General features: G+C 71.7%; 4 protein-coding genes and 1 pseudogene. All 5 read right to left on the reverse strand.

Going from position 1 to position 4,414, the window contains the following annotated elements; genetic code table 11:
• Window positions 1-253: 253 nt before the first annotated feature.
• The gene (locus ABZ854_RS37030; protein WP_361220405.1) at window positions 254-775 is read right to left on the reverse strand and encodes a GNAT family N-acetyltransferase; all 522 of its coding nucleotides are present in this window, start codon (window positions 773-775) and stop codon (window positions 254-256) included.
• Between the two features lie 69 nt (window positions 776-844).
• Window positions 845-2,545, reverse strand: a complete 1,701-nt coding sequence (locus tag ABZ854_RS37035) for a proline--tRNA ligase (protein ID WP_361220407.1) — start codon at window positions 2,543-2,545, stop codon at window positions 845-847.
• Between the two features lie 92 nt (window positions 2,546-2,637).
• Entirely contained in the window at window positions 2,638-3,195 is a 558-nt protein-coding gene (locus tag ABZ854_RS37040; RefSeq protein ID WP_361220410.1) for a GNAT family N-acetyltransferase, read from the reverse strand.
• Between the two features lie 63 nt (window positions 3,196-3,258).
• Window positions 3,259-4,107: a GNAT family N-acetyltransferase gene (locus ABZ854_RS37045; RefSeq protein WP_361220413.1), complete on the reverse strand. Its 849-nt coding sequence runs from the start codon at window positions 4,105-4,107 to the stop codon at window positions 3,259-3,261.
• A 159-nt stretch (window positions 4,108-4,266) separates the two neighbouring features.
• Window positions 4,267-4,414, reverse strand: a pseudogene (locus ABZ854_RS37050) (4-hydroxy-3-methylbut-2-en-1-yl diphosphate synthase); the annotation flags it as partial.

Raw genomic sequence — 4,414 nt, forward strand, 5'->3', positions numbered from 1 at the left:
TGATCCGGCACCGCAAGGCCCACGCCTGCGGCGTGGAACGACGCCGCACCCACTCCTCGAGCGCGGCCCGTTCCTCGTCCGACAGCGTCAACTCGTCCTTCGGCCGCCCCGTCCGTGCCATAGAGCAAGCCTACATATCTGAACAGAATTCCCGACTCAGAACACTAGGGCGTTTTGCGAAAGTCCCGTCGTTCGCCCGGAGGGCGGGCTGCGCGCTCGCCGCGGAGCGGCTGATGTCCCTGGGCCGCGAGGCTCAGGCGTATGGGGGATGTCCCTGGTCTCGGGCCGTGGGGGTGCTCAGGTCGCGTCGGTACCGTGTTGCCGGGCGTGCGTCGATGGTGGTCTCCGCGACCGCTGTGAAGCCGTTGCGTTCGAGGACCGTGCGGGAGGCGTCGTTGTCGCGGGTGGCGACCGCGGTGATGGCGCGGAGGCCGTACTCGGCGGCGGCCAAGCGGCACAGGTCGGCCACCGCCGCCGTCGCGAGGCCCCGGCCGGTTGCGTGTTCGGCGATCCGGTAGCCCAGGGTGGCGCATCCCTCCTCGACGTCCACGAGGTTGATCCGGCCGACTATTTCACCGCCGCCGTCCACCAGGACGTGGAAGTGGCAGACGCCGTCCTCCTGTTCGGCCAGGCGGTCGTGGAGCATGGCGTCGAACTCGGCGAAGAAGGCGTCCCCACGGTCGGGGACCGACCGGGCGAAGTACTCCCTGTTGGCCCGCTCGAAGGCCAGCAGGGCCTCGGCGTGGTCGGCGCGGAGTAGTTCCAGAGTCGGCACGGCGGTCTCCCCCGTCCGTAGGGCGAAGACGTCCACCGGGGCCGCGGTCGGCCCCCGGCGGACGTCCGGTCAGGCCGTCAGGCGGGCGATCGCGTCCTCGACGGACAGCTCCTCGCGCTCGCCGGTCCGGCGGTCCTTCAGCTCCAGCACGCCCTCACCGGAGCGACGGCCCGCGACGAGGATCTTCGGTACGCCGATCAGCTCGGCGTCCGTGAACTTCACGCCCGGGGAGACGCCGGCCCGGTCGTCGACCAGGACGCGGACGCCCGCGGCGGCCAGCTTCTGCGAGACCTCCAGGGCCAGTTCGGTCTGCAGGGCCTTGCCGGCGGCGACGACGTGCACGTCGGCCGGGGCGACCTCGGCGGGCCAGCACAGGCCCTGCTCGTCGGCGGTCTGCTCGGCGAGCGCGGCGACGGCGCGGGAGACGCCGATGCCGTAGGAGCCCATGGTGACCCGGACGGGCTTGCCGTTCTGGCCGAGGACGTCCAGCTTGAGGGCGTCGGTGTACTTGCGGCCCAGCTGGAAGATGTGGCCGATCTCGATGGCGCGGTCCAGCTTCAGGCCGGTGCCGCACTTCGGGCAGGGGTCGCCCTCCTGCACGACGACGACGTCCACGTAGGCGTCGACCTCGAAGTCCCGGCCGGCGACGACGTTCTTGGCGTGCGTGTTCGCCTTGTTGGCGCCGGTGATCCAGGCGGTGCCGGGGGCCACGCGCGGGTCGGCGATGTACGTCACCTTCTCCAGGCCCTGCGGTCCGACGTAGCCGCGGACCAGGTCCGGGCGGGTCGCGAAGTCGGCCTCGGTGACCATCTCGACGGTGGCCGGCGCGAAGTGCGCCTCGACCTTGTCCAGGTCCACCTCGCGGTCGCCGGGCACGCCGACGGCGACGATCTCGCCGTCCACCTTGACCAGCAGGTTCTTCAGCGTGGCGGAGGCCGGCACGCCGAGCGAGGCGGCCAGGGTCTCGATGGTCGGGGTGTCCGGGGTGGGGATGTCCTCGGCGGCGGGCACGGCGGAGCCGTCCACCGCCCGCAGTTCGTAGTTGATCGCCTCGGTGTTGGCGGCGAAGTCGCAGTTCGGGCAGTCGGCGAAGGTGTCCTCGCCGGCGCCGGCCGGGGCGAGGAACTCCTCGGACTTGGAGCCGCCCATGGCGCCGGCGGTGGCCGCGCAGATGCGGTAGTCCAGGCCGAGCCGCTCGAAGACGCGCTGGTAGGCCTGGCGGTGCAGGGCGTAGGACTCGGCGAGGCCCTCGTCGGCGAGGTCGAAGGAGTACGAGTCCTTCATCAGGAACTCGCGGCCGCGCAGGATGCCCGCCCGGGGGCGGGCCTCGTCCCGGTACTTGGACTGGATCTGGTACAGGATGACCGGGAGGTCCTTGTAGGAGGTCGCCTGGTCCTTCACCAGCAGGGTGAAGATCTCCTCGTGGGTCGGGCCGAGGAGGTAGTCGCCGCCCCTGCGGTCCTTCAGGCGGAACAGCTCGCCCCCGTACTCGTCCCAGCGGCCGGTCGCCTCGTAGGGCTCACGCGGCAGCAGGGCGGGGAGCAGCACCTCCTGGGCGCCGATGGCGTCCATCTCCTCGCGGACGATCCGCTCCACGTTGGCGAGGACCTTCTTGCCGAGCGGCAGCCAGCTCCAGATGCCGGCGGCGGTGCGCCGCACGTAGCCGGCGCGGACGAGGAGCTTGTGGCTGAGGACCTCGGCGTCCGCCGGGTCGTCGCGCAGCGTCTTCACCATCAACTGGGACATGCGCTGGACCGGTGCGTTCGCCATGGTTCTCGTACTCCTGCCGGGAATCGGTGATGGCACGAGGTTAGCCGCGTGGCGGGGGCCGGTGGAAATCGGTTATGCCCGTCCCCCGGAAGTCACCACGGCCGGCGGCGCAACGGGAGGGGGGCGCCCATCACGGCGTACGGCCGCGGGGCGCTCGGGAAGTGGACCTGGCGGGCCAGGTCGACGTAGCCGAGGGAGTGGTAGAGGCCGCGCGCCGGGCTGTCGGTGTCGATCGCGGACAGGATCGAGCGGGGTTCGGCGGCGCCGTCGGTGAGGGTGGTGATGAGGGTGCGGCCGATGCCGTGGTTCTGGTGGTGGGGGTGGACGTGCAGTTCGGTGATGACGAAGGCGTCGTTCAGCCAGCCGTCGTTGCCGCCGGCGCGCAGGTAGGGCTCGACGACCGTGGACCACCAGTGGCCGCGGTTGTTGGGCATGCCGTACACGAAGCCGGCGAGGCGGCCGTCGGCGGTGGTGGCGCCGAGCGCGCGGGCGCCCTGGTGGCCCATGTGCCGCAGCACGATCTGGCGGCGTACGGCGACCTCGTCGGCGCCGAGTCCGAAGGCGACGGCCTGGACGGCGAGGGCCTCGTCGACGCGGGCGGCGAGGTCGAGGGGGCCGATGGTGACGGCGTCGTCCACGGGGTGCGGCATGCGGGGAGCGTACCCCGGTGGGATCGCGGCCGAGCGGTGCGAGCCGGTCCGGGTCCTGCCGGTCTAGAACAGGACGCTCATGAACGCGCCGACCTCGCGGAACCCCACCCTCAGATAGGTGCGCCGCGCGGGTGTGTTGAAGTCGTTCACGTACAGGCTCACGATCGGCGCCACGTCGGCGAGGGCGTAGCGCAGCACGGCCGCCATGCCGGGGGCCGCGAGGCCCTGGCCGCGGTATTCGGGGGCCACCCACACGCCCTGGATCTGGCAGGCCTCGGCGGTGGCCGCGCCGATCTCGGCCTTGAACACGACCTTGCCGTGCTCGTCCAGCCGGGCGAAGGAGCGGCCCGAGCCGACGAGTTCGGCGACCCGGGCCTGGTAGATCAGCCCGCCGTCCCCGGCCATGGGCGAGACACCGACCTCCTCGGTGAACATCGCCACGCACGCCGGCATGATCGTCTCCATCTCGTCCTTGCGGATGCGACGGAGGTACGGGTCCGGGGCGATGTCGGCGGGCATCCGGTCGGTGACCATCAGCGGCTGCCGGGTGCGGACCTCGCGGGCGGGACCCCAGCTGGGCTCCAGCAGCCGCCACAGCCGGCTGGTGGACTCGGCGGGGCCGACGATGGACGAACACCGCCGGCCCGCCCGGCGCGCCCGGTCCGCGAAGGCCCGTACGGCCCTCGGGGTGGCGCAGATCGGGACCAGGTTGGCGCCCGCGTAGCACAGGGACGTGAGCATGCCGTCCTCGTACCAGCCCCACATCTCGCCGCCGAGACGCCAGGGGTCGAGACCGGCGACGCGGACGCGCGAGGTCACGAAGGCGTTGGCGACGGGCTCGCGGTCGAGGACGGCGAGCGCGGCTTCGAGGTCACTCGGTTCGAGGACCCGTGAGGTGGTCTGGGTCAACACGTGCGGGGCCTCACGCTGGGGTTCTGCTGGTTTCCGCACTATAGCTGCGCCGGCTTGGCCGTGCGCCTTCCAGCTCGGGGGGCTTGGGATTCCGGGCGGCTGCGGGTCGTGCGTGGCTGATCGCGCAGTTCCCCGCGCCCCTTCGGGGCTCGGCCCGCGTCAGCCCGCTACCGCCACCGACGGTTCACCGGAAGGGGTGCCGTCCTTTTCCATCTGCTCGGCGAGCTTCATGGCCTCTTCGATGAGGGTTTCCACGATCTTGGACTCGGGGACGGTCTTGATGACCTCGCCCTTGACGAAGATCTGG

Origin of the sequence: Streptomyces sp. NPDC047028 (assembly GCF_040644095.1) — a bacterium.
Classification (GTDB): domain Bacteria; phylum Actinomycetota; class Actinomycetes; order Streptomycetales; family Streptomycetaceae; genus Streptomyces.

Bases quoted from the DNA above. Each gene is read 5' to 3' on its own strand.
- ABZ854_RS37035 (WP_361220407.1), bottom strand. From the start codon at position 2,545: ATGGCGAACGCACCGGTCCAGCGCATGTCCCAGTTGATGGTGAAGACG.
- ABZ854_RS37040 (WP_361220410.1), bottom strand. From the start codon at position 3,195: ATGCCGCACCCCGTGGACGACGCCGTCACCATCGGCCCCCTCGACCTC.